Origin of the sequence: Methanohalobium sp., assembly GCF_018609725.1 — an archaeon.
GTDB lineage: Archaea > Halobacteriota > Methanosarcinia > Methanosarcinales > Methanosarcinaceae > Methanohalobium.
In genome coordinates this window covers 1-3,075 of the sequence record NZ_JAHENT010000003.1, presented here as the reverse complement: position 1 = coordinate 3,075, position 3,075 = coordinate 1, and the positions used below count along the sequence as shown (strand labels likewise).

General features: G+C 38.8%; 3 protein-coding genes. All 3 read right to left on the bottom strand.

Annotated elements, in window-relative coordinates; translation table 11 throughout:
- Positions 1-293: 293 nt before the first annotated feature.
- Positions 294-1,529 carry an adenosylhomocysteinase gene (locus QZ276_RS00095; protein ID WP_292484136.1) on the bottom strand — a complete coding sequence of 412 codons (1,236 nt, stop codon included), beginning with the start codon at positions 1,527-1,529 and terminating at the stop codon, positions 294-296.
- Between the two features lie 20 nt (positions 1,530-1,549).
- A complete protein-coding gene (locus QZ276_RS00090) occupies positions 1,550-2,845 on the bottom strand; it encodes an amidohydrolase family protein (protein WP_292484133.1) in 1,296 nt (431 codons plus the stop codon).
- Between the two features lie 40 nt (positions 2,846-2,885).
- Positions 2,886-3,075: phosphopantothenate/pantothenate synthetase family protein (locus QZ276_RS00085; protein WP_292484131.1), on the bottom strand; the 190-nt coding region annotated here is incomplete at its 5' end.

Below are 3,075 nucleotides of genomic sequence, written 5' to 3'. Positions count from 1 at the left end.
GCGACGTGGACAAAAAGACATTATCATATATAAATTTTAGCCTTGAAAAAGGCCAATATATTATTTTTAAAGATTATTACAGTCCAATATTACAGATAGTTTTTATATTTGCTAAATATTTCATTATATAATTAACAATATATATAAGAAAATTGTAGATATAATTAATTTCCACCATACGGGAATATATAAAATACGATGCATGCAACACCTACTTGTTGTTGGAGAGCATGATAATACACAAAAAAGTAATATCTCACAGATATATTAAAAATCTGTGAAAAATTATAATATCATGTACCGTGTTCCCATTCACGCATATATTTTTCCTGCTCGGTAGTCAATTCATCGATTTCAATCCCAAGTGCCTTTAACTTCAGTTCAGCGATATAGATATCGATTTCCGGTGGTACTGCGTGCACATCGGTACCAAGGCCATTATCTACAAGATGACGAACGCAAAGCGCCTGATTTGAAAAACTCATATCCATTACTTCTGCAGGATGACCATCTCCTGCTGCAAGATTTACTGTTTGCTGGTCTGCAATAACATTAATTCGATGAGTTTTGAGGTTATACTCTTTGATGTTACTTTTTACTTTGCGAATCGAGTGTGCCATTGATTCAAGATCTTCAATATTGATTTCCACATTAAAATGACCGGAATTAGCAAGAATTACTCCATCTTTCATTAATTTAAAGTGGTCTCTGGTAAGTACTGAAACATTACCTGTAGTTGTTATAAAAATCTCTCCTATTTTTGCAGCATCCTCCATTGTCATCACACGATAACCATCCATACGCGCCTCGAGTGCCCTTACAGGATTGACTTCGGTTACTATTACATTGGCACCAAGTCCTGCTGCATACATAGCTACCCCTTTACCACACCATCCATAACCGGCAATAACTACATCTTTGCCTGCTACCAACAGATTGGTGGTTCTATTTATAGCATCCCATGTTGACTGACCTGTACCATACCGGTTATCAAAAAGGTACTTGGTAAGTGCATCATTAACTGCAATAGTGGGTATTTTTAAGGCATTATTTTCAGACATTGACATTAAACGGTGCACGCCTGTAGTAGTTTCTTCACATCCTCCGATTACATTCGGTAGCAGATTCTGGCGTTCTGTATGGATTTTATGAATGATATCAGCACCATCATCCACTATAATATTGGGTTCTATATCCAGCACTCTGTCGATTGCCTCATAATATTCATCTTTACTAACATCATGTTTTGCAAAACATGAAACATTGTTTCTTGTATCCAATGCTGCAGCAACATCGTCCTGTGTACTTAAGGGATTACAACCGGTTATAGCGATTTCAGCACCCCCTGCTGCAAGTGTCTCCACAAGGACGGCGGTTTTGGCTTCCACATGCAGTGCCATGGCTATTTTGCAACCTTTAAGTGGTTTTTCAAACGCGAAATCATCCCTTATTATCGACAGTACAGGCATGTGGTTCCTTGCCCACTCTATCTTCTGGTTACCGGACTCGAGTAATGTATCATCCACCATTTTTAAAACTCCTTTCTATATCAGAATTTAGCTCGCTCTAAAAGACCGGTTGCAGCAGTTCTGGCTCTGTCCAGTACATCTTGCTCATCCATACAAAATACTTCATAATCCTGCATAAGTATCCGACCGTCAACTATGGTCGTACTGACATCACTACCTGATGCAGAATATACAAGGTGTGAATGTATATCATACAATGGTGTGAGGTGAGGTTTGTTCATATCTACTATGATTACATCTGCATTACACCCTTCTCTCAGGACTCCGCTTTTTACCCCAAGTGCTCTCGCTCCGCTGGTTGTTGCCATCTCAAGCACCTGCCGTGCCGGTAGTACAGTCGGGTCAAGGCTCTCTACCTTATGAAGAAGTGCCGCCGTTTTCATCTCTTCAAACATATCCAGATTATTATTGTTAGATGCGCAACCATCTGTTCCCAGTGAGACATTTACGCCCCTATCCAACATCTTGGGTACAGGCGCTACCCCAGATGCAAGTTTCATGTTGCTTACTGGATTATGGGATACATGGACTCCCCGTCCTCGAAGTATTTCTATGTCATCATCCGACAACCAGACACAATGTGCTGCAAGTACATCTGGACCTAAAAATCCAAGCCTGTCCAAAAGGTTGACTGAACACATCCCATAATGCTGTTTCATTTGATTTAATTCACTCTCGGTCTCAAGAACATGGATATGGATGCCGACATTGTCGTGATTTGACTCTTTTTTTAATTTTGACAAGAAACCTTCAGAACATGTATAAGGGGCATGTGGTCCATACATTGTTATTATCCGACCTTCTGCTTCTCCATTCCATTCAAGAACAAACTGTTTTCCCTTGGATAACTCTACATCAGCAGACCGATTTTCACCCAAATCAATTAATCCATATGAAAGAGCAGCCCTCATACCCGAATCTTTAACCGCCTGTGCAACATCATTCATATGGATGTACATATCAGCAAATGAAGTTGTGCCTGATTTTATCATTTCCAGACATGCAAGTTTTGTTCCTATATACGCATCTTCATCTGTTAAATGCTCCTCAGCAGGCCAGATGTAATCCTTGAGCCATTCATCAAGCGGAATGTCATCCGCATAACCTCTGAATAATGTCATCGCAGCATGTGTATGGGTATTGACAAAACCCGGCATCACAACTGAGCCTTTTGCATCGATAATTTTGTCTGCATACTGTTCAGTGGATTCTGATACTTCTGTTATGATACCGTTTTCTATTACAACCACTCCATGTGTTAACTCATAAGAATCCATTGTCAGGATAGAACCGTTTTTGATTATTATATCTGCCATATTTACTCCCCGTTACAATTTGAAATAGAACTAATTTATTTTATAAGCATTTATTACCAGATTCTTTTGAAAGGTTGTTAAGCCTTGTTATTATTTCATCAATCGCTGAAGTGATAATTCGATTGTTATCATAACTATCTACAATTTTTCTTAATTTATCAGAATTTAAAGTTTTCATTTCATCGGCATATTGCAGCATATTTTCAAAAGCGCGGGTTATGTTATCCACT